The following is a 26,898-nucleotide window of genomic DNA, read 5'->3' as shown; positions in this document are numbered from 1 at the left end:
TTGTTTTTATTGTTTTCAGAGAAAAGTTTGTATTCACTTATTTCTGTATGTATAAAATTATAGCCTCTTATTATTCCATTTAACTTTTCTTCTTTTTTCTATTTTTTTTCCGAACAATGTTAAATAGAGAATCTTGTACTCTTTTTTCTTTGTTTTGGCATAATTGTCATATCGAATTAACTGAAGAGGTTGATCAATAGCATATAATTTATTTTCAATAATTAGAATTTGATTTTTATCTTCTAGAATTAAATCAATTCTGCCTCCAGTAATATTCTCCCAATCTATATCTAAACTAACAGTCTTTTCACAAATTTTATCATTAATCAAAGTGTCAAAATTATTTAATTCAATATCTGACCCAAAGGAATTTTGCACTTCACTAATAAAAAATTTTAAAAAAACATCTCCTTGCCCATGAGAACCGTTAGGATTCAATAGTTCACCTATAATTGAGGAATGAGTATTAACTTCACTATGCTCCATATTCATAACAGAAAAAACATTAAAATTCTCTTCAGTAATTTTTGCTTTTTCATATTCTCTTCGAATACTTGAAACTTGTTGTAAAAGGGTTTTTATTTTATCCATAAATTTTATTTTCTATTTTCATTCAAACTTTTCAAATACAACTCCGCACAAGCTCTAGCATCGCTCAGCGCATTGTAATGATTAAGTGGAATATTGTGTTCTTGGCACAAGTTAGCTAAATTTGACCTATAAATCTTATAAGTACAGAATTTATTATAGTCAGGAATTGGTAAATTATAGTAGTTGAGTGTTTTGTTCAAAACTGGAAAGTCAAAGCCAAAACCATTATGAGCAATTACATTATGGCCTTCTATAAAGGGAATAATTTGATGCAAACTTGGTCGAAAGTGGTTGCATTCACAGTGTCTTTGCGGTAATTCCGTGTATGTCCGTAAAGCGACTCCAGTAACAATTATTGGGAGGTTGTACTAATAGATTAATTTCTTTGGTAATGATTCCGTTTTCAACTCTAACCAATCCAACTTGGCAAATACTCCAACGGTAGCCTTGTGTCGTTTCAAAATCTATGGCTGTAAAATTTTTCATTATTGATACAAATTTGACATTTTCGAAATGCTATTTTTGATTTCATTTTGAAGCGAAATAGGAGATATAACCTTTACGTTACTACCGTATTTCAAGAGTTCCATTATAATATCATTGGTAAGTATGAATGCAAATTTCTAGCAGGACGGTATCCTCGGTTTCATCTACAATGCGTTGGGATTCGTGCAACGGAAATGTTTTGATGTAGTTGCCTTGCTGCTTGGAAAATTCCAAAACCACTTTTTCGGCACGGTGCATAAGTCTCGACTCCAAAGGCGTGCTTGAAACTCTTTTTCTACATGATAAGGCAATGGGTTTGAACTTGGTGTCGGTGATTTTTAGGCTTGAAGATTCGGTCTAGACCAAAGGTTTTTACAGTTTTCATCCTTTTTTATCCAGAGCAACCAAATACCATCTTTGTTGCGATTCTTTTATGGCAATTGGTTTTACTTCCCGTAGCGTACTAAAATCTTCCCAATGTTTTTGATGAGTAAATTTTAAAATAGCGCGGTTTTGTATCGCATGAATAATCCCGTAGATGTTTTCGGGTTCCCAATGATTTTCGTTTTTCAAGAAACACACTAGGCGAGAGTTTATCTCCTTCTTGAAGTGCGTGATGTATCGAAAAGGCATCGATCATTCGTGTCACCGATTGGTCTTCTATTTCTTCTTCATCAATAGTATAGCTTTTGTCTTTTCGGTTGTATTGAATAACGATTCCAAAAAGAGTTGTAATATCTTTTTTATCGCGTTCAAAAGTTCGTATGGCATACTCAAAAGTCATATCAATATCGTACTTGTTCGTAGTTTATGTATCACATGATCTTGCAGTTCACTAAAACTACAAGGTCTGCTTCTCAAGCGGTCGATAACGTACAAATACCTTTTAAAATAGATTAATTTTGACATAATGATTTGGATTTGTTTTTCAAAGATAAGTAGTTTTGTCTGCCGTTATGTGACGGAGTGAATAAATCTTAATTAAAGTGTTTCTTAAAAATGGAGATAATCTAATGTTTTAATGGATTTGTTTGTAAATTTGCGCACTCAATTTTTTGACAACGATTTCATTAATTGAGTTATCTTATGGAAAACAGAAAAAAAGTAGCCTTTTATACCTTAGGCTGTAAACTAAACTTCTCAGAGACTTCTACAATTGCCCGTAACTTACAAGACGAAGGATTTGACCGTGTTGATTTTGAAGAAGTGGCTGATATGTACGTGATTAATACCTGTTCAGTTACTGAAAATGCTGATAAACAATTCAAACAAGTCGTGCGAAAAGCAATGAAATTGAATGATAAAGCATTTGTTGCGGCTGTGGGTTGTTATGCGCAATTGAAGCCGGAAGAATTAGCAAGCGTAGATGGAGTGGATTTAGTTCTTGGTGCAACTGAAAAATTTAAATTGGCAGATTATATCAATGATTTGTCGAAAAATGATTTTGGCGAAGTGCATTCCTGTGAAATTGCCGAAGCTGATTTTTATGTTGGGAGATTATTCGATCAGGAGACAGAACCCGTGCTTTCTTAAAAGTTCAGGATGGTTGTGATTACAAATGTACGTATTGCACGATTCCGTTAGCAAGAGGAATTTCTAGAAGTGATGAACTGGAAAATGTATTGAAAAATGCTTCAGAAATTTCGAAGCAAAACATAAAAGAAATTGTTCTTACCGGAGTAAATATTGGGGATTACGGAAAAGGTGAATTTGGAAATAAAAAACACGAACATACCTTCTTAGAATTAGTTCAGGAATTAGACAAAGTAGAAGGAATCGAAAGATTGCGAATTTCATCTATTGAACCCAATTTATTGAAAAATGAAACCATTGAATTTGTATCGAAAAGTAGAACTTTTGTTCCGCATTTTCATATTCCGTTGCAATCTGGAAGCAATGACATTTTGAAATTGATGAAACGTCGTTACCAACGCGAAGTATATACGGAACGCGTAAATAAAATTCGCGAAGTGATGCCGCATGCTTGTATTGGCGTAGATGTAATTGTAGGTTTTCCGGGTGAAACAGACGAGCATTTCCTAGAGACCTACCATTTCTTGAATGAAATGAATATTTCGTATTTACACGTATTCACGTATTCGGAACGAGATAATACTGAAGCTGCTGCAATGGAAGGAGTTGTTCCTGCTAATGTTCGTGCTAAACGCAGCAAAATGTTGCGCGGTTTGTCCGTAAAAAAACGCCGTGCTTTTTACGAAAGTCAATTGGGAAGTAATAGAACTGTTTTGTTCGAAAGTGAAAATAAAGAAGGATACATTCACGGTTTTACTGAAAATTACGTAAAAGTAAAAACGCCTTGGAATCCTGAATTAGTCAATACCTTACACGATATTAATTTGACGAAAATTGATGAAGATGGAAGTGTACGAATGGATTTTGTTTCGGCTTTGGTTTAATTATTAAACATGTAAGTCATTTAAGTTTTTAAACCATTAAGAGATTAAGTTTCATTAAGTCTTCCGCTTAATTTTCTTAATCTCTTAATGGTTTTTTTATTAAATATTGGTCATTCGACTTTAAGACTTTTGACTTTCGACTAATTTTAAGGATTCGTAGACCAAATACTGCTGTTTTTGATGAAAACGCGTCGGTTTAGTTTCAGTTGCGCGATGATTAATTCAGCCATATCTTCAGCTTGCATTACTTTATCAGGATTTCCATCGGTCAGGTTTAATTCTTTGGCCATATCTGTGGCAACGGTACTTGGCGTTAATGCGGTTACACGAATATTATGCTTGCGAACTTCCTGCATCAGCGATTCTGTTAATCCTAAAACAGCAAATTTAGAAGCACTATAAGCGCTCGTTAATGCATTTCCGCTTAATCCTGCTGTTGAAGAAATATTGATGATATCGCCCGTTTGTCTTTCAATCATATTTGGCAAAACGGCACGAGTTACGTAGTATGTTCCCATTAAGTTTACCTGAATAATGCGTTCCCAATCAGTTGGTTCTAATTCCAGGAATTTTCCAAAAGCGGCTATTCCGGCATTATTGATTAAAATATCAATGGTTCCAATTCGGCTAATGCTTTTTCTACTGCACTATTTACCGAATTGATATCAGCAACATCAGCAGTTATTGCCACTGCTTTTACTCGTAAAGAACGCACTTTTGCAGCTACACTGTCTATCTCTTCTTGCGTACGTGCTACTAAAATTATATTTACGCCTTCTTTGGCTAAGGCCAAAGCGATTGCTTTACCAATTCCTTTTCCTGCGCCGGTGATTAGGGCATTTTTATTTTTTAAGTCTGTCATTTTGTATATTATTTTAGGCCAAAAAAGTCTTAGTTTACTGTAAAAGTAGTAGGTTTTATAGTTGAAATCTATTTTGATTTTCTATTTAATCTAAATTTAACGTTCTGTGATTTTGACTGAAATGAATATTATTTTTTGTCTAAAGTTAATTTATAAATATCTGTTTCTAAAACTTCGGTGTCTTTATCTTCACAAAGCAGGAATTCTATTTTTTCTTTTGAATTTGCGTACAAAGTCAATCCTTCGAATTTATGGGTGCTACTAATTTTTTGTGTAAAATCGATTTTCATGGTTTTCAGGTTGATACTCCCAATAAGGCTTCCTAAAACTTCGCCATCATCATATGTAGATTCGGTATCTTCGGCTGTGGCCAAAAAATAAATGCTATTGTCAACTAAAATAGCATCGGTAAAACTACTGCGCACTCCTTTTATTTTTGGGAGTTTGTAGTCGTTTGAAAGAATAGCAAAATCGTTAGTCAGATTTTTTCCTTCGATGGTGAAAAGGACATTTTTATTGGAGCTTCCGTTCCCACGATTTAATAAAAACCAACTTTCGCCATTATAGATGGCGCCTTCGAGGTTGAAATCTTCGGGTTTTATTTCTCCAAAATTTTGCATTACGGCATACAAATCGGTGAGGTCATTTGTGGCGATTATCTTTTTATCAGTAGCATTGACTTGTATCATTTTGTTTCTTTTTTCGGTGAAACCGGAGCCAAAAACATACAAACTATCACCAAAATGGGTTATGGCTTCGAAATCTGCTTTATCTTTTTTTAGCGTGTTCTCTGTTGGGTTTTCCAGTAACGGATGGCGTTTTAAATCATGGGAATCCATGTGGTATTCATAAAGAAAACCACTGTTGTCACCAATAATCAGTAGGGAATTGTCTTTGTAAATAAGTCCTGATGCGGAACCAATACCTATGATTTGAAATAATAATTCGAGTGTGAATTTTTCCATTGTATTTGATTTGAATAGGAGTGCCTAGCCCAGATTACTTCACCTAATTTCTATCTTCATAGGAGTTCAGTGAACTTTGTTTGAAGAGGAAATCCTTTTATTATTTTTCTTTAAAATAATAAAAGATTGCAACGAATAGCTGGAAAATGCTCCTTATAATTTGTTATATTTGAGTTTACAAAGATAAAATATTTCTTATGAAGTCTATAAACCCCGATGATTTTAAAGTGATTGGCAAAATTGATTTGTCTAAAATCCCTACAAACTTGTTTAATGGAGCCAGTGAGGATGATAAAGAGGAAAAACTGGACAAAGTTCAGGAGAAATTGAGCGAGTTGCAGGATGTGATGTACGCGCACAATCGATATGGCGTTTTGATTTGCTTGCAAGGCATGGATACTTCTGGGAAGGATAGTCTGATTCGGGAAGTTTTCAAGGAATTTAATCCGCGTGGTGTTGAGGTGCATAGTTTTAAAACACCCAATTCAACGGAGCTGGAACACGATTACCTGTGGCGACATTATTTGGCTTTGCCAGAAAAAGGGAAATTCGCTGTTTTTAACAGAACACATTATGAGAATGTTTTGGTGACACGCGTTCACCCAGAATATATTTTGAATGAAAATTTGCCTGGAATTGAAAAAGTAGAAGATGTGACGCCACAGTTTTGGGAAGATCGATTGGAGCAAATTAATAATTTTGAAAAGCACATTACACAAAACGGAACTATTGTTTTGAAGTTTTACTTTCATATGAGTAAGGAAGAGCAACGCAAGCGCTTGCTGCGAAGATTAGAAGAAGTAGAGCACCATTGGAAATTTTCGCCTGGAGATTTGAAAGAGCGCGAGCATTGGGATGAATACATGCAGTATTATGAAGAGGCAATTAATAAAACGGCTACTGAAAATGCGCCGTGGTATATTATTCCGGCTGATGATAAGGAAATGGCACGTTATGTTGTTGCCAAAATTATTTGGGAAGAAATGCAAAAATATACTGACATTAAGGAACCACAGTTAGACGAAAAAGTGAAAGCTAATTTTGAAATGTATAAAGAAATGCTGAAGTAAGAGAATTAATTTAATAGATTTTCTTACTAAAGTTACTTGAAGTTTATTATTGCATTACGGTATTGTTAGTATGTAAAATTATTGTTTTTCTCGTGTTTAACAAAAAGTCAACTCTTGGCTTTTTGTTAATATTCAATTCATTCAGAGTTTAAATTGACGGCATTACTTTGCTTGAAATTTAAACAATCAACCAAGATGAAAAGAATTATTTTACCAATGTTATTTTTAGTATCCTTAATCTCATGTGAGAATGATGCTAAATCTTCTAATGAACCAACAAGTGTTGTTTTAGCGAATCAATCAGCGACTCCTGTCTTATTGAAAAAGCAAGCTGGTTTTGAAAGCTTAGAGCTTTTTTCATTGATTGGTTCTGACGATGTTTTGGCAGGAAGCCCAAATTTTGTTTTTGGAGGTTCTGCAGATGGATCAGGATTATTGAAAAATGCTGATGGTACTTTTACTTTTTTGGTGAATCACGAAGACAATTTTGCGGTATCAAGAGTAACTTTTGACAAAACATTCAAACCTACAAAGGAGATATTTATTGAACTCTAATGGTGGAACTTGGAGGTTATGTGGTGCTACAATGGCAACAGTTGCTGAAAATGGTTTTGGTCCATTGTATTTAACTTGTGGAGAATCTGGTGAAGAATCGCGCACTTGATGCCATAAATCCTTTTGGAGATGTTGCTTCTGCTTCGGTTTCTAAAGAATTACCTGCTTTAGGAAGAATAAGTGCTGAAAATGCTTTGCCATTAAAAGCGTCTGCATTTGCAGGAAAAACGGTAGTTGTAATTGGAGATGATGATTCAGGAACGTATGGCGGTCAAGTATTTATGTATGTTTCAAACACTGTTGGTGATTTAACGAATGGTTCTTTAGTACATGATGAAAAGAACGGATAACAATCAGAGAGAGAAAGATATGGTTGTCAATCAATCGTACGGTGTTTCTTTTGTGAAAATTGAGAACCATACTACAATGACAGGAGCGGCTATAAATGCTTCTGTAAATACATTGAAAGGAATCAAATTTGGAAGAGTAGAGGATTTGGATTATAAAAAAGGTTCAGATGCTGGAGCAAGAGAAATCTATTTTAATGTTACAGGACAAAATACAACCGGAACCAATGCAGATGCTTCAAGAACAAAATATGGTAGAGTTTACAAATTGAACTTGGATGCAAGCAATCCTTTGGCTGGTACTCTTGAAGTAATTCTTGATGGAGATGACCGTACCGGAATTGCCGGGAAATTCCAAAATCCAGATAATATCTGTGTGACAAAAAACTACGTTTATGTTCAGGAAGATGCCAATGGATATGGTGATGAAACATCCATGACGCTTACATCTATCAATACAACATGGCGACAAAACAATTGAAAGTGGTTGTTGAGTTAGACCACCGTCGTACGGCTTCAGATGCTACTAAATATAATGTAGGAGGAACAAGTAAATTTGGGGATTGGGAATACGGAGCCATGATTGATGTTTCTGAACAATTAGGGATTGATGATACTTTCTTATTGAGTGTTCAGCCTCATACTTGGAGAGGGACAAAATATAAAGGTGTTGATGGAGGAACGAATCGTCCAAATGAAGATCAGGCAAGCCAAATTGTTTTAATCAAAGGATTAGCACGATAATAAACCCTATCACATAGTTACAAATCTCCACGGTTTCTGAGTAGGAACCGTGGTTTTTGTTTTTTACAATTTTTTAAAGTTACTCGCATTTATCATGAAAAATAGTTTCGTTTTATTGGTTTTAATTGTATTAGTTTCTTGCCAAAATGCTATTCCTAAGCATGTTAAACGGTAAATAATGTATTCAAATCAGATATTCTAAAAGTCATAGATGAGGTTTCTAAATTGGAACATTTAATAAAGTTAAATTCCTCAACAGTTCAGCTTCAGAAACAATTTCTAAATGCGCACAGCAGTTACAAGCAAGTGGAAACGATAAGTGAGTATTATTTTCCTGCTGTCTCTAAAGCTATAAATGGTCCAGCTTTGGCTGAATTTGAAGAAAATGATGGAAAGACTTTGCCTCCCGAAGGATTTCAAGTGATTGAAGAATTTATTTTTCCGGCATATAATCCAAAATCAAAAGCGGAGTTGCTGAAAGAAATGGGAATTCTATCGGCTAATTTAAAGCGTTTGGACAAAGTATCACAGACAAATGAATTCACAGATTCCCACGTTTTTGATGCGATGCGTTTGGAAGTTTTTAGAATCATAACCCTGGGAATAACCGGATTTGATTCCCCGATTGCTCAAAAATCTATTCCAGAAGCAGTATCAGCATTAGAAAGTATCGAGAAATATTATAAAATCTATGCTGATAATTCACCCGATGAATCATTTCAGAAGGTTTTAAAAACGATTAAAAAAGGCAAGGAATATTTAAAAAAGAATACCAACTTTAATGCCTTCGACCGCGCTTTTTTTATTCGAGAAATCGCTAATCCGTTAAGTGTCGGTTTGTATAAAACGCAAGTCAGCTTAAAAATTCCTTTTATAAAAGAAACAAGAGGACTGAAAACAACGGCACAGACGCTATTTGATGAAAACGCTTTTGATGCCGAAGCTTTCTCCGCATTTCCAGATTATGAAACTACACCTGAAAAAATAGAATTAGGAAAGTTATTGTTTAATGATCCTGTTTTATCAGGAGATAATTCTCGTTCTTGTGCTTCCTGTCATCATTCTGATAAAGCATTTACGGATGGTTTGGAGAAATCAGTTTCATTAGACGGTAAATCGTTGGTAAAAGAAATACGCCTACACTTACTAACATTGCATTTTAGCGTGCTTTTTTCTCAGATTCCAGAGTCAATTATTTAGAAGATCAGGCTGTCGCGGTAATTATAAATGAAAATGAAATGCATGGTTCTTTAGCAAAATCAGTGGAGGCTTTAAAAAAAGAAGCGAGTTATGTTGCCAAGTTCCAAAAAGCATTTCCTAAAGCAGCAATAGATGAATTTGGGATAAAGAACGCATTGGCATCCTATATAAGATCATTGAGTAATTATGATTCAAAGTTTGATGGGTTTATGAGAGGAGAGGAAAAATTTGATTTGGATGAAATTGCAGGTTTTAATTTATTCACTGGAAAGGCAAAATGTGCTACTTGTCATTTTATTCCATTAACAAACGGAACGGTACCACCAAGTTTTATGAAATCAGAAAGTGAAGTGCTGGGCGTTCCTAATAAACATAAAAAATTAGATGCTGATTTGGGTAAATTTGAATTAACGAAAGCTGAAATTCATCGTAATTCTTTCAAAACACCTACTATAAGAAATGTTGAATTGACAGCTCCATACATGCACAATGGCGTTTTTAAAACACTGGAAGAAGTAATTGATTTTTACAATGAAGGCGGTGGAAACGGATTGGGATTTAATTTGCAAAACCAAACGTTACCAGAAGATAAACTGAATCTTACTGACTTAGAAAAAAAACAGCTTATAGCCTTTATGAAAACTTTGACAGATAAAAAGTACTCCCGATAGTAAACAAAAAATGCGCTGAAATTTCAGCGCATTTTTTATAACTAACTCAATATTTTTTTATAGTTTGAAACCATAAGCTAAACGTACACCAACTTGTCCTACTCCTCTACCAAGAGAACCATTACTGTTTAAACGATCAAAATGATTGTAGTGTGTATAGTTCAAAGAAATATCTATGTACTTAGTAGCATAACCTATACTTGGAGATAACAATAAAGAAGTTTTATCTCTTGTGTTTTCTACGTTACTTGTTGCAAATGCTGCACCAGCTTCTCCCATTAGGTAAAATTGGTCATTCCATACGAAAGCTTTAAAACCTGCTTTAGCTGGGATAATACCTAAATCTTTTCCTTCTGTTTGACCAGCAAACCCATCAGCTTTGCTTACAAATAAATTAGTGTAACCTGTAGTCAACGTCAAAGAATATCTTTTTGATAAATCATATTGTCCTCTTACATCCGCACCAAGTGATAATTTGTAAGGGTCGTTAGTTGAATATCCTGCATTTGCACCAAATCCTAAACGGAATCCTTGATCGTAATTTGTAGCTGTAGTTGTTGTTTCTTGTGCTTGTACATTGTTAGCAAACATCATTGCTATTGCGAATACAAATAACATTTTGATTTTTCCTGTCGTTTTCATAATTGTAATATTTTTTATTAATAATTTTTTTGGTGTTATCTTGATTTTATTTAATTCAAAACAACGTTACAAATGTATAGCCCTCATAAGCCTGTTTTGTTATAGAATTACTTGGTTTTGTTATAGAATTCCTTGTTGGGTGAAATTATGTACTAAAAAAGAAGTGTTATATATGTAATAGTATTGATGCAATTGAAAGCTTCTAATTATCTTTGCCATCAAAAAAAAGCAAAAGTGAATTTATCTCAATACTTCAAAGAGTTTTCTTATAATATTAAATTAGCTTATCCAGTAGTTCTGGGAATGCTAGGACATACATTAATAGGTATAGTTGATAATTTCATGGTAGGCAAGTTAGGTTCTACTGAGTTAGCAGCGGTTTCGCTGGGTAATAGTTTTATATTTATTGCTTTGTCCTTAGGAATAGGTTTTTCTACTGCAATTACCCCATTAGTGGCTGAGGCTGATGCCGAAAAAAATGATCAAAAAATCCGCACTACTTTTCATCATGGATTGCTTTTATGTACGATTTTAGGAGTTGTATTATTTATTCTGACGGTGCTATCTAAACAAATTATGTATTTTATGCACCAACCCAAGGAAGTGGCTGAAATGGCTGCTCCTTATATTGATTGGGTTGCGTTTTCTTTAATTCCGGTGATTATGTATCAGGGCTACAAACAATTTGCCGATGGATTGTCTAAAACAAAATATTCTATGTACGCTATATTTATGGCTAACGTAGTGCACGTCTTTTTTAATTATGTGCTAATTTACGGAATTTGGATTTTTCCAAAATTAGGAATTCTGGGTGCTGCATTGGGAACGGTATTGTCCAGAATAATGATGGTAGTTTTTATGCATTATCTGATGAAAAGAAACTCGGCTTTGAAAAAATATTTTAAGAATTTCAGTTTCAAAGAAATTCGAAAATCAATTCTGAAAAAAATCATCAACCTTGGTTTACCTTCAGCAATGCAAATGTTATTTGAAGTAACTTTGTTTACCGCGGCGATTTGGCTTTCCGGTTCTTTGGGAAAAAATAGTCAGGCTGCCAATCAGATTGCACTTATTCTGGCATCCTCCACTTTTATGGTTGCTATGGGATTAAGTGTTACAGCAATGATCCGAGTGAGCCATACCAAAGGAATGAACGATTATAAAAACTTGATTGTTGTGGCAAGATCAATTTTTCTTTTGGCGATTATTCTAGAAACTTTCTTCGCAATTATCTTTGTCGTGTTTCATAATTTTTTACCACATCTATTCTTGAATATGACAGATTCAGCTCAAATGCTTGATAATGAAGAAATCATTCTAATCACTTCAAAATTATTATTGATTGCTGCTATTTTCCAAATCTCAGATGGTATTCAAGTGGTTGTTTTAGGAGCGTTACGTGGTTTGCAAGATGTAAAAATACCTATGTACATTACCTTTGTGGCCTATTGGGTTATTGGTTTTCCTATTTCCTATTATTTAGGAAAATACACGGAACTGAAAGCTGTTGGAATCTGGATCGGACTTTTAGCGGGATTAACTGCTGCCGCTTTATTTTTGTATATTCGCTTTGCGAGATTGACAAGAAAGTTGGTGATGCAAAACGAGAATAAATAAAATAATAAATTACTTAAATATTAAATTCATGGAATTACCAAAATTTTTACTAGGAGACAATACTGATTTTCCCGAAGATATTTTCATCATACACCTTGATTACCCAAGATTTATCATCAATCTTAAAGATGATGAAGTAGAGTTTATGGAAGAAGCTGAAGACCTTGACGAGGCAGAATTAAATGCTGAAATGGAAGGATTAATCGTTCTTGCCAATGAGTTTTATGATCGAGAAATAAAACTTTACGAGGAGTAGTTAAATTTTTGTCTTACCAAATTTATATTCAAATGAAAAATGTATTTATGTATTCTATGTTTATTTTTGGCACAATACTTATAATTAAAGGGGTTTTTAACTTTTTTCCGTTTGAAATTAAATCAAATGTAAACGCTAGTGAAGCCTATAATTCTGGACATATTGTAGGATATATTATTGGTAAATTTGGTAAGATTGCTCTTGGTGTTTTAATGTTAAAGTATGGATACCAATCTTATTTACAAGGAAAAAGAAGAACAGAATAGATTAGTCTTTTTTAAAATATTTTTCCAATAATTTTTGAGCGGCTGCAAAGGGTGAAATTTCATCATTTTGCACCGCTTTTTTAGTTGATTCCAGTGATTTTTGAATTTCTGGATTGTTGTAAAAATTCGTTTTCAACTGCTTGTTGATCGTTTCTAACATCCAATATTGGTTTTGTTCTTTCCGTTTTTCAAAGAAGTAATTATTGCCTTTTGTAAGTTCCAGAAATTTCTGAATGGTTTCCCAAACATTGGATATTCCTTCATGGGTTATGGCGCTACAGGCAGCAGTTGTAGGAGTCCAACCTGATTTTTTAGCAGGGAAAAGATGCAACGCCCTATTAAATTCCAGTTTAGCAAGATGCGCTCTTTTTACATTATCGCCATCGGCTTTGTTAATGACAATAGCATCCGCCATTTCCATGATTCCGCGTTTGATACCTTGTAATTCATCGCCCGCACCAGAAATTTTCAATAAAAGAAAAAAATCAACCATGCTGTGAACGGCAGTTTCACTTTGACCAACTCCAACGGTTTCTATGATGATGGTATCAAAGCCGGCAGCCTCACAAAGCGTTATGGTTTCTCGGGTTTTACGAGCTACACCGCCTAGTGTTTCCCCGGAAGCTGAAGGTCGTATAAAAGCATTTTTATCTTTCACCAATTCTTCCATTCGGGTTTTGTCACCCAAAATACTTCCATGCGAAATCGTGCTGCTCGGATCAACTGCAAGCACTGCTACTTTTTTTCCTAAACCAGTCAAGTATTTCCCAAAAGCTTCAATAAAGGTGCTTTTCCCAACTCCTGGAAACGCCTGTAGTTCCTATTCTGACGGATTTATTGGCATAAGGTAAGCTGGCATTTATCACTTCGTTGGCTTTAGCCAAATGATTTACGTTCGTGCTTTCGACTAAAGTAATGGCACGACTTAGCGCAGTAATATTTTCGTCTAAAATTCCTTTAACGAGTTCTTTTGCAGAAGGTTGTATTTTTCTAAATTGCTGAATATGCTCGACAGCAACAGCGCTGATAATTTCAGGAGCAGAAATTCCGGGTTTTTCGTTTAAGGCGCTTGGATGGTGTTTTTTATTTGGCAAAACTATTTTTTAGAATAGTAAAAGTAGTGAAAACAAAAACAGTTTCAAAAAGCAACTGCCTTATGAAACTGTTTTATTTTAGAAAAAAACATATAGAATTAATACGCTGCTGTAAAACGAACCTGATGGTGTTTTGGGGTTTCAACTTCATCTGCGATAACTACTGCTAAATCTTCAACGGATAAAATACTTCTCTGATTTTCATCAAAAACAGGATTTTCTAATCCCAGACGGTATTTACCCGTTCTTCCTGTAGTTATGCCTTGGTGCATTTCAAAAGCCGGACTGAAAAATGCCCAATCCAACTCTTTTTCATCTTTAATAATATTCAAATAATCTCTTGCGGCAGTAGCTCCTGTATAATATTCTTTTGGAAAATCCGGTGTGTCTACTGCTTGTAAATTAGGAGCAACAAACAAACTTCCGCCACCGCCAATGGTTATAAAACGTTTTACACCAGATTTTTTAACGGCTTCTTGAATCGCTTTTGATCCTTCAAGAAAATCGGTATATAAATTTGGATTGGTCCAACCTGCGCTGAAAGCGTTTACAATCACATCATTTCCAGCAATAATTTTAGACAGTTCTTCAACGTTGTTGATGTCTGCTTTTTCCCATTTTATAGCTGTGTTTCCATCATTTTTAGTATTTTCTGGCTATAGCCGTTATTTCATGATTGCGACTTGCCAATTCATTTAAAATTGCTGAACCTACAAATCCTGTGGCTCCGATAATTGCGATTTTCATAATTATATGTATTTAAAAGTAATAAAAAATGTTACAGTTTAGTATAAAAAAATAGTTTTAAAATTGATTAGAAAAATTTTCCAATGTAATGCCGCTTAATTGTAAGCTGATTTTTTCATTGATGTTTTCATATAAATCTTCTAAATTTTCATTGATTTTTTTTCCGACAGGGCATTTTGGATTAGGCTCATTCTTTGAAAAACCTAAGCTAACAGAATCAAAAGTCATTTTGAATATGGTATCTAATGAAATATCTGATGCCGATTTTAATAATTTTGTCCCTCCGTTTTTGCCTTCTTTACTTTCTACAATATTATTTTTTTTCAGGTTTGCAATTTCTTTCCGTACCAAAACGGGATGTAAGTTCACGCTACCCGCAATAAATTCAGAGGATAAATATTCGTCTGGGAATTTAGTGAGTAAGGTTAGGATATGTAGTGTTATTGCAAATTTACCTGAAATCATACTGTAATAAAATATATTACAAATATACGTCTAAAATTGTAATTTCCAATTATTGTTTCTTTTTTAACATAGTGTAGTATTTAAAGCAAGATTTTTTTACTTCTCAAAATAAATTTAAGTGGTATTTTTGTAATCAAATTAAACTATGACTAATTTCATCCTAATCTTTGTTTTCCTATTCCTTGGGATTGTATTCCAAAATATAAAAGGGTTTCCTGTAACTATTTATAAGCTCTTAAACAAGATTGTTATTTACATCTGTCTTCCAGCTTTAGCATTATATTATATCCCAAAAATAAAATGGAGCAATGAATTACTGTTCCCAATTGGAGTTGCTTGGATTGGTTTTGTTGTGTCCTATTTGCTTTTTAGTTTTTTAGGTGCCAAATTCGGTTGGTCTAAAAAACTTATTGGTTGTTTAATTTTAACGGCCGGTTTGGGGAATACTTCCTTTTTAGGTTTTCCAATAATTGAAGCATTATATGGGGAAGAAGGTTTGAAAACGGCTATTTTAGTCGATCAACCTGGTTCTTTTGTGGTGCTTTCTACCTTAGGAATCTTAGTGGCAACTTTATATTCCAGTGGTAACCCGAATGGTTTTCAAATCGCTAAAAAAATTCTTCTTTTTCCGCCATTTATAACTTTTTTGATTGCCTGTTTGATGAATGTTTTTAATGTCGATTTCCATGAATATGTACAGCTTGTATTTCAAAAATTGGGAAGTGGAGTAACACCTTTGGCTTTGCTTTCTGTTGGTTTACAACTGCGCTTTGACCGAAAAAGCCAGCATTGGAGGTTTTTAGGACTGGGACTTTTGTATAAATTAATATTGACTCCTGCTCTCATTTACGTATTGTATGTCGTAATTTTGCAACAGCATTCTAAAATTATTCAAGTTGCTATAATGGAGTCAGCTATGGCGCCTATGATAACGGCTTGTATTTTAGCCTCTACCCACGGTTTAAAACCCCGTTTAAGCAGCATGATGATAGGTTTCGGAATTCCATTATCGTTTATCACCTTGTTATTTTGGTATTTTGTGGTTCAGTATGTTTAATTTTCTGAAACTCATCAGAACCAATAATTAGTAATTTAGTTTAAAAAATATGAATTCATCTCTTGATACTACATCAAAAATAGATACAACTCCCATTGCGCAGCAAACCGTTTATTCTATATTATTTTCTATCGCATTCGCCCATTTATTGAATGATTTATTACAAGCCGTAATTCCTGCAACGTATCCTATTTTAAAAGAAAATTTCAATTTAACCTTCACGCAAATCGGATTAATCACTTTGGCGTATCAACTGGCGGCCTCTATATTACAGCCCTTGGTTGGTTTGTATACCGATAAAAGACCAAAACCTTTTTCTCAAATTTTCGGAATGCTGTTTACTTTATCCGGAATTGTATGTTTATCGTATGCTTCCAGTTTTGAAATGATTATAATTTCAGTTGTTTTGGTCGGAATTGGTTCTTCTATTTTTCATCCTGAAGTCTTCCCGAATCTCCTTTTTAGCATCTGGTGGAAAGCGTGGTTTGGCACAATCCATTTTTCAGTTGGGAGGGAATGCCGGAACTGCCATCGGGCCTTTGTTGGTCGCCTTAATTGTGGTTCCTAATTCACAATATTACATCATTTGGTTTGTGGTAGTTGCCATCATCGGATTAATTGTTTTGAGTAGAATTGCCCTGTGGTATCAAAACCATTTAAGTTTAAGAAGTGCAAAGAAAGCGGTAATCGATTTGCCTAATTTGTCCCAAAAGAAAGATTGTCATCTCAGTAGGGATTTTGTTGGTTTTGATATTTTCAAAATTCTTTTACATGGCCAGTATGTCCAGTTATTTTACGTTTTATTTAATCGAAAAATTTGGATTATCGGTTCAGGAAGCACAATTTCATTTGGTTTTATTTTTGGCCTCTTGCGCCATAGGAACTTTAATTGGCGGACCGTTAGGTGATAAATTCGGAAGGAAATACGTGATTTGGTTTTCGGTTTTGGGAGCAGCACCTTTTACTTTATTGTTGCCGTATGTTGATTTATTTTGGACAGGCGTTTTGTCGGTCGTAATTGGAATCATAATCTCCTCTGCATTTCCGGCTATCTTGGTTTATGCGCAAGAATTATTGCCTAAAAAACTCGGGATGGTTTCAGGTCTTTTCTATGGTTTTGCCTTTGGAATGGGTGGTTTAGGTTCCGCTTTATTGGGAAATCTTGCAGATCACACCAGCATAACGTACGTGTATTATCTTTGCGCTTATTTACCTTTGATAGGGATTATAGCGCTCTTTTTACCCAATTTAAAGAAAAAATAACACTTCTCTACAGGAGCTTTTTCCCGCTCTGCTCTGACATCTCTCGATTCAGAAAACTAGGGCTGAAAAAGCCTTGTTTTTCTAAATCGGGAGATGCCGTTTCGATCAGGGCTAGGGCATTTCGTTTCCTGATTGCTTTCTTTTTTTCATGAAAATTAGTACAACTTTAAGATTAGTTTTCGCCTTTATTGCTTTTATTTCAATACCTTACAGTGTTACTAATCAATAAATTAAATTACTATGGCAACAGTACGATTAGGCGATATTGCTCCTGATTTTGAACAGCAGAAACGTCACAAGGAAAAATAAAATTTCATGAATGGTTAGGAGATTCTTGGGGAATTCTATTCTCCCATCCAGCTCATTTTACACCTGTTTGCACCACTGAGTTAGGAGCAAGTTGCGAATTATTATCCTGAATTTGAAAAACGAAATGTAAAAGTAATCGCATTGAGTGTTGATGGAGTAGATTCGCACATGAAATGGATCAAAGACATCAATGAAACTCAAAATACAACTGTAAACTTTCCCATAATTGCCGATGAAGACAAGCATATCGCTGAATTGTATGATATGATTCATCCCAATGCAAGTGAGAGCTTCACGGTTCGTTCGGCTTCAATAATCGGACCAGACAAGAAAATAAAATTAACGTTAACCTATCCTGCGTCAACCGGTAGAAATTTTGATGAATTATTGCGTGTAATTGATAGTTTGCAATTGACAGCAAAATATAGCGTAGCAACACCGGCAAACTGGAAAGATGGCGATAGAGTAGTAATTTCGCCAGCTGTTAAGGACGAAGATATTGCTGCTAAATTTCCAAAAGGCTATGAAAGAGTAAAGCCGTATTTAAGAATGACTCCACAGCCTAATAAATAGTAATTTTCAGTATATCTTTTAAGCAAAAAGCAGAATGAATTTGTTTCATTCTGCTTTTTTGTTTTGTCAAAAGTTTAATTTTTTACTTCTTATTGGTAATCAATAACCCCGTAATAATGATTCCCATACTTATGATTTGGGTTAGTAGAATGGCTTGGTTAAGAAAAAAATATGCCAAAATCCCACTGAGTACAGGAATCAAATAATAAATTAACGCAGTTTTTGATGTTCCAATTAGTCGAATGGCTTCGTTCCATAAATAAAATGAAATTAAGGAAGCGCAAACGCCAACATATGTGGTAACTAGAACTGTTTTAGTGTCAAAAATTACTTTTTTGTAATAGACACTTGCCCAAACATATAAAAAGGGAACAGTAAAATAGTACCAATTACAAAAACACTGAACAAAAATACTTTTGGAGTTAATTCATCTGGTTTTTGTCGAACTAATATCGTGTAATAAGCAAAAAAGAAGCAAGCTACAAGCATTAATAAATCCCCAATGGTAAAGTTGATATGCAATAATGCTTGTATGGAACCTTTGGAAATAAGCACTAAAACTCCTGTGATTATGGTTACAATTCCCACTATTTTTATATTAGACACTTTCTCTTTAAAAATAATTCTGGAGAGTACAACAATAAACAACGGAATTGAAATGGCGATTAACGATAAGTTGACTGCACTCGTTGTTTTTCCTGCAAAGTAAATCAGCGTATTAAAAATAGTGATGCCTAAGACAGCCGTAAGCGTAAGATACCGAATGTGTTTCTTTACGATTTTGAAACTTTTAATCGTACTTTTTATTGCAAATGGAGCCAAAACAATACACGCAACTGTCCAGCGCCAAAAAGCCAATCCAACAGGAGGAATGTGACCTTTGATCCCACTTGCAATTACCATATTTACAGACCATAGCAAGGTAGCAAATAAAGCAAATAAAACTCCTTTAGTCGTATTGCTCATTAAATCAAATTATGAATTTTTGCATATTGTAACAACATAATCGTCTTAGCGTCTTGCATTTGACCGCTTTCGATCATAGCATACGCTTCGTCGAAAGGCATTTCCATTACATCTATATTTTCTTCTTCGTGTGCTACTCCGCCACCATCGCTTACTTTCATAGATTCATCGTATTCACCAACAAATAAATATAAAATTTCAGTTACAGCACCTGGCGACATATACGTTTCCATTACCTTTTTGACTTTAGAAATACGATATCCTGTTTCTTCTTCAGTTTCTCGAATGATACATTGCTCCGGATTGTCAGCGTCCAAAAGTCCTGCACAAACCTCTTCATCATCATTCCGGTTTCATTTCCATTAAGATACGTTGGCAAACGAAACTGACGTGTTAGAATAACTGTTTTTTGTTGTTTGTTATAAAGTAAAATAGCGGCGCCGTTTCCTCTATCGTAGACTTCTCTTTTTTGTGTAATCCAAGAGTCGTCTTTTTTTTGATAATCAAAAGTTACTTTGTTTAAGATGTACCAATTGTCAGATAATAATTCGGTTTTTTGTATTTTGATAGTTGGATTTTTCATGGATGTATTGAAAGTATTTTTTTTCTGTTTAAGTAGAAAATTATTAGTAAAAAATAATCCAGTCTCGACTCCCTTTCCTTTGGAGAGGGTTGGGGAGAGGAAAAAAAACGTCCCGATTTATCGGGACGTTTGGTGATCTTATTTTAGAATAGTTCGCTTTCTGTCTGGACCTACAGAAACTATTTTGATAGGAACTTCCACTTCTTTTTCAATGAATGCAATGTATTCTTTCAACTCTGTAGGTAATTCATCATAAGTTGTCATACCAGTCAAATCTTGTTTCCATCCTTTGCCAAATCCTGATATACTGGAGTTACATTTTCTGGTTCGATGTTATATAAGGGAAATGAGAACTTTTCTCTCCTTTATAATTGTATTCCGTACATACTTTTAAGGTTTCAAAACCTGAAAGTACATCACCTTTCATCATCATCAATTGTGTTACACCATTAACCTGAACAGCATATTTAAGCGCTACTAAGTCTAACCATCCACAACGTCTTTGTCTTCCGGTTACAGATCCAAATTCATTTCCTACACGTGCCATAGTTGCACCATCTTCGTCAAAAAGTTCAGTAGGGAACGGACCACTTCCTACGCGTGTTACGTAAGCTTTGAAAATTCCGTATACTTCCTTGATTTTATTTGGAGCAATCCCTAAACCGGTACAAGCACCAGCAGCAGTAGTGTTAGATGAAGTTACAAATGGATATGTTCCAAAATCAACATCTAATAATGAACCTTGAGCACCTTCACATAATATTGATTTACCTGCTTTTTGGGCTTGGTGTAAATATTCTTCGCTATCTATGAAATCTAATTTTTTTAATTCTTCGATTGCTTCAAAGAATTCAGTTTCCATTTCAGCTAAATTGTATTGAATTGATACATCGTAAAATTTGATCATTTCTTCATGCTGATTCAGCCAAAGCTCTTGTAACGATCTGCAAAATCTTCAAGTTCAATATCACCTACACGAATTCCGTCTACCGGTTTTGTCCATATATGTTGGACCAATTCCTTTTAATGTAGAACCAATTTTTGCTTTACCTTTAGAAGCTTCAGAAGCTGCATCTAATAAACGGTGAGTAGGCAAAATTAAATGAGCTTTTCTTGAAATGATTAATTTGCTTTTGATATCTAAATTAAATTTTTCAAGACCTTCAATTTCTTTTTGAAAAACAACAGGATCAATTACTACTCCATTTCCAATGATGTTTACAGCAGTTTTATGAAAAATACCAGAAGGGATAGTTCTAAGAACATGTTTTATTCCGTCAAATTCCAAAGTATGTCCTGCATTTGGACCTCCTTGAAAACGAGCGATAATATCGTAATTTGAAGTTAGAACATCAACAATTTTTCCTTTTCCTTCATCTCCCCATTGTAATCCTAGTAATAAATCTACGGTCATTCTATCTGTTATTTGTAGTTAGTTTTTATGTTTATGAACGATTTTTTTCGTCCAAGTTGTTCTTTTGCCTTTTAGTTCCATAGAGATACAACGAGTGGTTGGTGATCTCTATGTCGAATATTTCTTCGATTGTTTTTTTGATACTTTCCAATTCTTGGGTCACAAAACTCAATTACTTCGGCCAGTATCAGTCATTATGATATGATCGTGCTGTTTGTCAAAATATGATTTTTCATAATGTGCCTGATTTTGTCCAAATTGGTGTTTACGCACTAAAGCACAATCTAATAGCAATTCGATCGTATTGTAAAGAGTTGCTCTACTCACACGATAGCTTTTGTTTTTCATTTTGATATAAAGGTTCTCTACATCAAAATGTTCTTCGCTATCGTAAATTTCCTGAAGGATAGCATAACGTTCAGGAGTCTTGCGATGTCCTTTTTTTTCAAGATACATTGTAAAAACATTTTTTACAATTTTTCTTGGTTTTTGGTGTTATCTGTGGAAATGAGTGTCATATGCGGGCAAAGATAATTTTTTTAGTTTAAAGTATAAAGTTTAAGGTTTGTTTAGTTTCAAGTTTTTTAGTTTCAAGTGGAGCAAATTGAGATTTGAAACTAAAAACTGGATTTTATTCTATGTTTCATAAACCCTTGTTACTTTATCGATTCCGTCAATTTTTTTGATGTTGTTGTATCATTTTTTTCAAAATGGTATTGTTTTGAACAATTACTGCAACTTCGACCATGAAAAATTCCTGCATCAGTACTCAAAGAAATACTCTGTATATTAACATGCATATTGTTTGAAATCACCTTTGTTAATTGATTTGTAAGTCCTAAAACATCCATTCCTGTAACGTTAATAATGGCTTTGAATTCTTCTTGTGAAGAGTCAATCCATTTGGCTGACATGATTCTGTATGCATAGTTTGATTGCATGCCAATGGCGTTTGGACAATCTTTTTTATGCACATTCATACCTTCATTGATTGTTACAAATCCAAAAACGTCATCGCCAGGAATTGGATTACAACAAGGCGATAATTTGTAATCCAGCTTGTCGTGTTCTTTCCCAAAAACGAGCATGTCATAGTTACTGCTTATTATTGGTTTATGAATATCCTCATCTGAAGTAGTGCTAGGAGAACGTTTCATTTTATTTTTGAAAAAATTAATGAAAGTATTGCTCTTTTGCGCAGCGTAATCCTTGAGCTGTTGGTTTTCAATAGCGCCAATTCCAACTCTGTAGAATAAGTCCAGGCTTGTTTTTAGTTTGAAAAAGTTGACTAATTCATTAATCACTTGCTCGCTTAACGTGATTTTTAAATGCTTTAATTTTCGGGTCAACAGTTCTTTTCCTTCTTCGCCAATTTTCTTCTGGTATTCTCGTTTAAAACGTTTTTAATTTTTGTTTTCGCTCTCGAAGTAGTCACATAATCCAGCCAAGTTAATGGTTGGTTTTTGACGTTGTGAAGTAATAACTTCTATTTGATCCCCACTTTTCAATTCGAAATTCAAAGGGACTAATTTTCCATTAACACGCGTTCCTCTGGTTCGAATTCCTATTTCTGAGTGAATACTGAACGCAAAATCCAGTGAAGTGGCTCCTTTAGGCAATGATTTTATTTCTCCTTTTGGAGTAAAAACAAAGATTTCTTTGGAATATAAATTCATTTTGAAATCTTCCACAAAATCTACTGCATTTGTTTCGGAATTTTCTAAGGCTTCTTTTAGTAAATTTAACCATACATCCAAACCACTTTCTTCAGTAGCACCGTTCTTATATTTATAATGTGCGGCATATCCTTTTTCGGCAATTTCATCCATACGTTCGCTTCGAACTTGTACTTCAACCCATCGCCCTTTTGGTCCCATTACTGTAATGTGCAAGGCTTCGTAACCGGTAGATTTTGGTGACGAAATCCAATCGCGTAAACGGCTTGGACTAGGTCTGTAATGATCCGTAACAATAGAATATATTTTCCAAGCAACGAATTTTTCTTCACGTGGAGTCGCTTTGTATACAATACGCAACGCAAACTTATCATACACTTCATCAAAACTCACGTTTTGCGCCTGCATTTTTCTGCGAATAGAATAGATAGATTTTGGACGTCCTTTTATAATGTATTCAACTCCTTCGGTATCTAAAGAGGCTTTCAGGACATTAGAAATATCTTCAGTATAAGCATCTTGCTCTTCTTTGGTTTCTTTTTATTTTACTTACAATTTCTTTATAAATAGCAGGTTCCGTGTATTTTAGTCCTAAGTCTTCCAGTTTGGTCTTTATGTTGTACAAGCCGAGTCTATGTGCCAAAGGTGCAGTAAAATATAAAGGGTTTCTGATGCAATTTTGGTTTGTTTGTCCTCCTGCATCGATTCCATAGTCTGCATATTATGCAAACGATCGGCTAGTTTAATCAGAATTACGCGTACATCATCGTTCAACGTCAATATCATTTTACGGAAATTCTCTGCTTGCATGGAAACATTAAGATCTTTTTGTACCAATGATATTTTTGTTAATCCCTCAACGATTTGAGCCACTTTAGGATTAAACAAACGTTCTATATCTTGTATGGTAGTTGGCGTGTCTTCTACAACATCATGCAATAATGCAGCAGCGATGGATGTAGCTCCCAAACCTATTTCGGAAGCAACAATTTTTGCCACAGCAATAGGATGAAAAATATAGGCTTCGCCCGATTTTCGTCGTTGTTCTTTATGTGCTTCTACGGAAACGTCAAATGCTTTTCGGATGAGTTTTTTATCTTCTTCACTTAACGTTTGGTAGCTAATACGAAGTAATTCTTTGTATTCTTGAGCAATTGCTTTATTCTCTTTTTCTATATCAATTTCTGTCATAACGGCATGGTTCTTTAATTCCTAAAAATAGAAATTAGTTAGGAGATATGCAAATGTATATTTGAATTTTAAACTAAAGAAACTAGAGTTTGTTTTTAAAATTGTTAATCAAAAATCTAAAATCCTCTCTGTCTTTTGGCTTCAAAAATCAAGATGGACGGCCGGGCCCAACCGAAACATTCATTGAATCGATCTCGCCCTGCATTGGAATAATAATATTTTGGGTTGCTTCTTTTCGCCATTCTTCTGTTAATCCAGTGGCTTCCGTTCCTACAACTAAAGCGGTTGGCGTCGTGTAATCCTGCGTGTGATAGGAAGTGGAGTTTTGTAAAGTCGCACAATAAAAATTGATTTTTCTTTCTTTCAAAAACGCAATAATCTCTGATGTGGTTCCGGTTGCAATTTGGTTGGTGAATAAACAGCCCACGCTGGGAACGCACAGTATTTGGATTGTATAAATCGCTTTTTGGATTGGCAATAATTACCGCATCAAGATTAGCAGCATCGGCAGTACGAAGTAAAGCTCCTATATTTCCGGGTTTTTCTGGTGCTTCGGCAATAAGAATCAATGGGTTTTCAGATAATTTCAAATCAGATAATTTCATTGATTTGGTTTTGGCTACAGCCAAAATGCCTTCAGTGGTATCCCGATAGGCCAGTTTTTGATAGACTTCTTTATTGATTTCTATCAGCTCGGCATTTTTATATAATTGACGCGCTTCGTTTTCCGAACAAATTTCAGGTAAAAACAAGAGCGTTTCTATTTGGTAACCGCCTTTGATGGCTATAGAAATTTCACGTTTTCCCTCAATTAAAAAGGTTCCGGATTGTTTACGTGCTTTTGCTTTTTCCTGCAATTGCACTAAAGATTTTATGTATGGATTTTGTATCGAAGTGATTTGTTTCAAGAGGTACAACTATTTAATTTATAGGAAACAAAGATACACAGAGAAAATTCAGTTTTCTATATTTGGATTCGAATATTTATCTGCTGTAATGAACCTTGATTAAATGTAGATAATATGAGTTGGTTACAAGAGTATTTTCTTTAATTTTGCCTGAATCATATGCAATTGATAGCATTCTTTTTATCCATTTTTAAATCCAAAAAACAGCATGTTCCATTTATTAGACATCATCGGTACGATGGCTTTTGCCATGCTGGCGCTTTGACGGCAATGAATAAAAAAATGGATCCTTTTGGTGTATTTATTATTGCATTTGTAACTGCCGTGGGCGGCGGAACCTTGCGAGACATCATGATTGGCAGGACGCCAGTAGGATGGATGTTGGATTTAAAATATGTTTATGTGATAATCATCGGATTTATACTAGCCATTATTTTTAGAAAAAAATTCGACAGATTGCGAACTTCTTTGGTTCCATTTGACACCATTGGCAGTAATGGAAAGAAGGCCCATTACAAGATCAATTGGAAGCAGCAGTGCCGTATTTCTTTTTAAGAAAAAAAGGAGTATCGATTTAAAGGCACTTTGGCGCTTGAGAAGATTCTGTTAAAAAGAACCGAATTCAAGTGCTGCAGGCGCACAGCACCTCATTTTTTACAGCGGTTTTGCTTAAATGTTGCTTGCCATCCCTTCAAATAGTTTGGCACGATCATTATCATAGTGAATTTTTGAAAGAAAGACCAGGTACTGAATATCAAGAAATTATTTACATCGTTTTTAGTGGCGTCATCACTGTCAATCAGAAACTCAAAAATTGGTGCGAGACGGTTTAAAAGTACCTCATGTACTGTATTTGCCCAATTTTACTGCACTAGAGAAAAATACTGCACTTAAAACTAACTTGCTGGGGCTGCCAGGGAAAACGGATCTTGTGCTTGGCTAATTTAAGACCTCAAAAAGACCAGCACCTTTTACTTGAAGTGGCCAATAAATTACAATATTCTCATCCAGATTGGACTTTTCACCTTGTAGGAAAAGATTTTGAAGATGAATATGCTGCAACAATTAAGAAGCGGCATTCCGATTTAAAACTAGAAAAAAATGTGTTTCTTTACGGCAGTAAAACCGATGCGGCCGCAATTATCCAGCAGGTAGATATTGCAATTCTAACTTCTAAATCAGAGGGTTTACCGGGGTAGCCAGAGTATGGTGCACATAAAAAAGCAGTGGTAGAAACAAACGTTGGCGAAGTGCAGGTGCTGTTGTACAAAATGGTTTAAATGGTTTAGTAAGCCCAAGAGGTTCAATTATTTTATGACGCGATAGTAACAATCCATTGAAAATAGTACGCTGCGAGATAAATTAGACAAACCCAAAGACGGTGCAGAGACACTACTCTGAAAAATCGGTAATGACCAACTATTTGAACTGGTTGAAAAATATATTAAAATGAGAAGAGGATCAATCCTACTCACGATTATACTGTTTCATGTCCTAATTGGTTTTATGGGGTATGCAATCCCGTTCACCGCAAAATATATGGCTATGGAATATTTTTATATGGAAATTAACGTAATTAAAAATCAGAATAGAAATAATGAGGCTCTTTTAGCTGCAGCTTATATTGTGGGCAGTGAGGTTTTTTTACGAATGACTGATGGCAATCCTTTGTATGAAATCTCAAAATATGCCGTAATGGTATTTTTATTAATCGGAATGTATTATAGTGGTTTCTCAAAAAAGTGCAGCACCCTATTGGATTTTCCTATTATTAGTGCCCGGAATTATTTTGGCAACAGTTAATTTGAATTTTGATACGGATATGCGGAAAGCAATTGCTTTTAATATTTCTGGTCCCGTATGTTTGGGGGTTGCATCCTTGACTTTCCGAGTAAAAAGAAGTATCTCTGAAATGAATTCGAATTCTAATGCGGGTGGAGTTAATTTCATGTATGGTATAATC

The 26,898-nt window shown here is 34.6% G+C and carries 28 protein-coding genes and 10 pseudogenes; 19 read left to right on the top strand and 19 right to left on the bottom strand.

All coding sequences use genetic code 11. The features are described 5' to 3' along the window. Positions 1-57 precede the first annotated feature (57 nt). From ACXX8U_RS14550 to ACXX8U_RS14530, 5 genes are all read right to left on the bottom strand, one after another. A complete protein-coding gene (locus ACXX8U_RS14550) occupies positions 58-591 on the bottom strand; it encodes a PDDEXK-like family protein (protein ID WP_458566479.1) in 534 nt (177 codons plus the stop codon). Between the two features lie 297 nt (positions 592-888). Beyond that, entirely contained in the window at positions 889-1,077 is a 189-nt protein-coding gene (locus tag ACXX8U_RS14545) for a 3'-5' exonuclease family protein (RefSeq protein ID WP_458551739.1), read from the bottom strand. 111 nt (positions 1,078-1,188) lie between these two features. Further along, positions 1,189-1,350, bottom strand: coding sequence for a hypothetical protein (locus tag ACXX8U_RS14540; protein WP_458566478.1), 162 nt, complete (start codon positions 1,348-1,350; stop codon positions 1,189-1,191). Positions 1,351-1,458: 108 nt separating this feature from the next. Further along, complete coding sequence (locus ACXX8U_RS14535) at positions 1,459-1,581, bottom strand: WYL domain-containing protein (protein WP_458566483.1); 123 nt, start codon at positions 1,579-1,581, stop codon at positions 1,459-1,461. Then, positions 1,541-1,861, bottom strand: a complete 321-nt coding sequence (locus ACXX8U_RS14530) for a hypothetical protein (RefSeq protein WP_458566484.1) — start codon at positions 1,859-1,861, stop codon at positions 1,541-1,543. The genes ACXX8U_RS14535 and ACXX8U_RS14530 overlap by 41 nt, the downstream gene beginning before the upstream one ends. Positions 1,862-2,163: 302 nt before the next feature. Here ACXX8U_RS14530 and mtaB point away from each other — a divergent pair. Further along, a pseudogene (mtaB, locus tag ACXX8U_RS14525) lies at positions 2,164-3,494 on the top strand (tRNA (N(6)-L-threonylcarbamoyladenosine(37)-C(2))-methylthiotransferase MtaB). 146 nt (positions 3,495-3,640) lie between these two features. Here mtaB and ACXX8U_RS14520 read toward each other — a convergent pair. Both ACXX8U_RS14520 and ACXX8U_RS14515 read right to left on the bottom strand, forming a co-directional pair. After that, positions 3,641-4,356 (bottom strand): annotated as a pseudogene (locus ACXX8U_RS14520) (3-ketoacyl-ACP reductase). 128 nt (positions 4,357-4,484) lie between these two features. Continuing rightward, the gene (locus ACXX8U_RS14515; RefSeq protein ID WP_458566477.1) at positions 4,485-5,321 is read right to left on the bottom strand and encodes a DUF6929 family protein; all 837 of its coding nucleotides are present in this window, start codon (positions 5,319-5,321) and stop codon (positions 4,485-4,487) included. Between the two features lie 197 nt (positions 5,322-5,518). Between ACXX8U_RS14515 and ACXX8U_RS14510 the strand changes: the two genes are divergently transcribed. The 7 genes from ACXX8U_RS14510 (at position 5,519) to ACXX8U_RS14480 (ending at position 9,908) form a co-directional block, all read left to right on the top strand. Continuing rightward, on the top strand, positions 5,519-6,391 hold the full coding sequence (locus ACXX8U_RS14510; RefSeq protein ID WP_458551735.1) for a PPK2 family polyphosphate kinase: 873 nt from the start codon (positions 5,519-5,521) through the stop codon (positions 6,389-6,391). A 195-nt stretch (positions 6,392-6,586) separates the two neighbouring features. Continuing rightward, entirely contained in the window at positions 6,587-6,946 is a 360-nt protein-coding gene (locus tag ACXX8U_RS14505) for a hypothetical protein (protein ID WP_458566476.1), read from the top strand. An 89-nt stretch (positions 6,947-7,035) separates the two neighbouring features. Beyond that, complete coding sequence (locus tag ACXX8U_RS14500) at positions 7,036-7,296, top strand: hypothetical protein (RefSeq protein WP_458566475.1); 261 nt, start codon at positions 7,036-7,038, stop codon at positions 7,294-7,296. Further along, the gene (locus ACXX8U_RS14495; RefSeq protein WP_458566474.1) at positions 7,277-7,774 is read left to right on the top strand and encodes a hypothetical protein; all 498 of its coding nucleotides are present in this window, start codon (positions 7,277-7,279) and stop codon (positions 7,772-7,774) included. Before ACXX8U_RS14500 ends, ACXX8U_RS14495 begins: the two co-directional genes overlap by 20 nt. Then, positions 7,756-8,037 carry a hypothetical protein gene (locus tag ACXX8U_RS14490; protein WP_458566473.1) on the top strand — a complete coding sequence of 94 codons (282 nt, stop codon included), beginning with the start codon at positions 7,756-7,758 and terminating at the stop codon, positions 8,035-8,037. Before ACXX8U_RS14495 ends, ACXX8U_RS14490 begins: the two co-directional genes overlap by 19 nt. Positions 8,038-8,262: 225 nt before the next feature. After that, the gene (locus tag ACXX8U_RS14485) at positions 8,263-9,237 is read left to right on the top strand and encodes a cytochrome c peroxidase (RefSeq protein ID WP_458566472.1); all 975 of its coding nucleotides are present in this window, start codon (positions 8,263-8,265) and stop codon (positions 9,235-9,237) included. A 20-nt stretch (positions 9,238-9,257) separates the two neighbouring features. Next, the gene (locus ACXX8U_RS14480) at positions 9,258-9,908 is read left to right on the top strand and encodes a cytochrome-c peroxidase (protein WP_458566482.1); all 651 of its coding nucleotides are present in this window, start codon (positions 9,258-9,260) and stop codon (positions 9,906-9,908) included. Positions 9,909-9,965: 57 nt separating this feature from the next. Here ACXX8U_RS14480 and ACXX8U_RS14475 read toward each other — a convergent pair whose 3' ends face one another. After that, a complete protein-coding gene (locus ACXX8U_RS14475; RefSeq protein ID WP_417950354.1) occupies positions 9,966-10,550 on the bottom strand; it encodes a hypothetical protein in 585 nt (194 codons plus the stop codon). Positions 10,551-10,784: 234 nt separating this feature from the next. Here ACXX8U_RS14475 and ACXX8U_RS14470 point away from each other — a divergent pair, with 234 nt between their 5' ends. Genes ACXX8U_RS14470 through ACXX8U_RS14460 form a run of 3 tightly spaced genes read left to right on the top strand, consistent with a single transcriptional unit; the run spans position 10,785 to position 12,689 of the window. Next, complete coding sequence (locus tag ACXX8U_RS14470; protein ID WP_458551732.1) at positions 10,785-12,167, top strand: MATE family efflux transporter; 1,383 nt, start codon at positions 10,785-10,787, stop codon at positions 12,165-12,167. A 28-nt stretch (positions 12,168-12,195) separates the two neighbouring features. Continuing rightward, positions 12,196-12,423: a DUF8828 family protein gene (locus ACXX8U_RS14465; RefSeq protein WP_091204000.1), complete on the top strand. Its 228-nt coding sequence runs from the start codon at positions 12,196-12,198 to the stop codon at positions 12,421-12,423. A gap of 32 nt (positions 12,424-12,455) precedes the next feature. Next, positions 12,456-12,689 carry a hypothetical protein gene (locus tag ACXX8U_RS14460; RefSeq protein WP_458551731.1) on the top strand — a complete coding sequence of 78 codons (234 nt, stop codon included), beginning with the start codon at positions 12,456-12,458 and terminating at the stop codon, positions 12,687-12,689. A gap of 1 nt (position 12,690) precedes the next feature. Here ACXX8U_RS14460 and meaB read toward each other — a convergent pair. The 3 genes and pseudogenes from meaB to ACXX8U_RS14445 all read right to left on the bottom strand — a co-directional run bounded on the left by meaB (position 12,691) and on the right by ACXX8U_RS14445 (position 14,995). Then, positions 12,691-13,783 (bottom strand): annotated as a pseudogene (gene meaB, locus ACXX8U_RS14455) (methylmalonyl Co-A mutase-associated GTPase MeaB). 98 nt (positions 13,784-13,881) lie between these two features. After that, positions 13,882-14,530: pseudogene (locus tag ACXX8U_RS14450) on the bottom strand (NAD(P)-dependent oxidoreductase). Positions 14,531-14,587: 57 nt separating this feature from the next. Continuing rightward, entirely contained in the window at positions 14,588-14,995 is a 408-nt protein-coding gene (locus ACXX8U_RS14445; RefSeq protein WP_458551729.1) for an Rrf2 family transcriptional regulator, read from the bottom strand. Between the two features lie 145 nt (positions 14,996-15,140). On the opposite strand from ACXX8U_RS14445, the gene ACXX8U_RS14440 reads away from it, so the two are divergent. The 5 genes and pseudogenes from ACXX8U_RS14440 to ACXX8U_RS14420 all read left to right on the top strand — a co-directional run bounded on the left by ACXX8U_RS14440 (position 15,141) and on the right by ACXX8U_RS14420 (position 18,197). Further along, complete coding sequence (locus ACXX8U_RS14440; protein ID WP_417950351.1) at positions 15,141-16,052, top strand: AEC family transporter; 912 nt, start codon at positions 15,141-15,143, stop codon at positions 16,050-16,052. A gap of 49 nt (positions 16,053-16,101) precedes the next feature. Next, complete coding sequence (locus ACXX8U_RS14435; RefSeq protein WP_458566471.1) at positions 16,102-16,620, top strand: MFS transporter; 519 nt, start codon at positions 16,102-16,104, stop codon at positions 16,618-16,620. Continuing rightward, on the top strand, positions 16,538-16,960 hold the full coding sequence (locus ACXX8U_RS14430) for a hypothetical protein (RefSeq protein ID WP_458566470.1): 423 nt from the start codon (positions 16,538-16,540) through the stop codon (positions 16,958-16,960). The genes ACXX8U_RS14435 and ACXX8U_RS14430 overlap by 83 nt, the downstream gene beginning before the upstream one ends. Next, entirely contained in the window at positions 16,860-17,315 is a 456-nt protein-coding gene (locus tag ACXX8U_RS14425) for an MFS transporter (protein WP_458566481.1), read from the top strand. Before ACXX8U_RS14430 ends, ACXX8U_RS14425 begins: the two co-directional genes overlap by 101 nt. A gap of 240 nt (positions 17,316-17,555) precedes the next feature. After that, positions 17,556-18,197, top strand: a pseudogene (locus tag ACXX8U_RS14420) (peroxiredoxin). Between the two features lie 82 nt (positions 18,198-18,279). Here ACXX8U_RS14420 and ACXX8U_RS14415 read toward each other — a convergent pair. The 8 genes and pseudogenes from ACXX8U_RS14415 to ACXX8U_RS14380 form a co-directional block, all read right to left on the bottom strand. After that, complete coding sequence (locus ACXX8U_RS14415; protein WP_458566480.1) at positions 18,280-18,525, bottom strand: EamA family transporter; 246 nt, start codon at positions 18,523-18,525, stop codon at positions 18,280-18,282. Next, positions 18,525-19,163 carry a DMT family transporter gene (locus tag ACXX8U_RS14410; RefSeq protein WP_458566469.1) on the bottom strand — a complete coding sequence of 213 codons (639 nt, stop codon included), beginning with the start codon at positions 19,161-19,163 and terminating at the stop codon, positions 18,525-18,527. Before ACXX8U_RS14410 ends, ACXX8U_RS14415 begins: the two co-directional genes overlap by 1 nt. Further along, positions 19,163-19,746: pseudogene (gene nudK, locus ACXX8U_RS14405) on the bottom strand (GDP-mannose pyrophosphatase NudK). Before nudK ends, ACXX8U_RS14410 begins: the two are co-directional and overlap by 1 nt. 138 nt (positions 19,747-19,884) lie before the next feature. Continuing rightward, the gene (locus ACXX8U_RS14400; RefSeq protein WP_458566468.1) at positions 19,885-20,010 is read right to left on the bottom strand and encodes an adenylosuccinate synthetase; all 126 of its coding nucleotides are present in this window, start codon (positions 20,008-20,010) and stop codon (positions 19,885-19,887) included. A 49-nt stretch (positions 20,011-20,059) separates the two neighbouring features. Beyond that, positions 20,060-21,160, bottom strand: a pseudogene (locus ACXX8U_RS14395) (adenylosuccinate synthase). A gap of 31 nt (positions 21,161-21,191) precedes the next feature. After that, a pseudogene (locus ACXX8U_RS14390) lies at positions 21,192-21,678 on the bottom strand (Fur family transcriptional regulator). 118 nt (positions 21,679-21,796) lie between these two features. Then, a pseudogene (locus ACXX8U_RS14385) lies at positions 21,797-24,027 on the bottom strand (RelA/SpoT family protein). A gap of 116 nt (positions 24,028-24,143) precedes the next feature. Then, positions 24,144-24,935, bottom strand: a complete 792-nt coding sequence (locus ACXX8U_RS14380) for a TrmH family RNA methyltransferase (protein WP_458566467.1) — start codon at positions 24,933-24,935, stop codon at positions 24,144-24,146. A 208-nt stretch (positions 24,936-25,143) separates the two neighbouring features. On the opposite strand from ACXX8U_RS14380, the pseudogene ACXX8U_RS14375 reads away from it, so the two are divergent. From ACXX8U_RS14375 to ACXX8U_RS14365, 3 genes and pseudogenes are all read left to right on the top strand, one after another. Next, positions 25,144-25,427: pseudogene (locus ACXX8U_RS14375) on the top strand (trimeric intracellular cation channel family protein); the annotation flags it as partial. Positions 25,428-25,864: 437 nt separating this feature from the next. After that, positions 25,865-26,134, top strand: coding sequence for a glycosyltransferase (locus tag ACXX8U_RS14370; protein WP_458566466.1), 270 nt, complete (start codon positions 25,865-25,867; stop codon positions 26,132-26,134). 250 nt (positions 26,135-26,384) lie between these two features. Beyond that, positions 26,385-26,738 carry a hypothetical protein gene (locus ACXX8U_RS14365; protein ID WP_458566465.1) on the top strand — a complete coding sequence of 118 codons (354 nt, stop codon included), beginning with the start codon at positions 26,385-26,387 and terminating at the stop codon, positions 26,736-26,738. Positions 26,739-26,898 lie beyond the last annotated feature (160 nt).

The sequence above is a fragment of the Flavobacterium sp. GNP001 genome (assembly GCF_054343775.1).
The sequence above is the reverse complement of the archived record's forward strand: the minus strand, read 5'-3'. Positions and strand labels throughout refer to the sequence as shown.